1 protein-coding gene is annotated in these 423 nt (G+C 47.8%); it reads right to left on the minus strand.

Annotated features, from left to right (window positions below; genetic code table 11):
* Positions 1 to 423 (minus strand): condensation domain-containing protein (locus tag FS818_RS28365; protein ID WP_260984894.1); only part of this gene is annotated, 423 nt, incomplete at both ends.

A 423-nucleotide genomic window follows, 5' to 3' on the forward strand; every position in this document is an offset into this window, starting at 1 on the left:
CTGATTTTCGGATTGGCCACTTATTTCCTTGACTTCAGGATAGTTTTGGAAAATAAATAAGTGATCAATTAAGTTTTGTTTTAAATCGGACTGCGCTTGAACCTCGGCCAAGGAAAGATATCCCACCTTCTCCGAATCGAGCGCTCGCTGCTGTAATCGTTTGACCGTTTCAATGAACGTGCCCTCACTTTCGTTCGGACCCAGTCGAACCGGCAGGGTGTTGATAAACAACCCTACCATGTTTTCGACCCCGTTGATTTCTGCTGGACGACCCGACACAACTGCACCGAACACTGCGTCATCGGTGTTATTGTATCTGCGTAGCAACTGGCCCCATGCTGTCTGCATCATACTGTTCATCGTAACCTGATGGTACTTGCTTAAGTGCATCAAACGCTCAGTCAGCTCCGCCGAGAACGTATG

Origin of the sequence: Paenibacillus xylanexedens (genome assembly GCF_007680605.1) — a bacterium.
Taxonomy (GTDB): domain Bacteria; phylum Bacillota; class Bacilli; order Paenibacillales; family Paenibacillaceae; genus Paenibacillus; species Paenibacillus xylanexedens_B.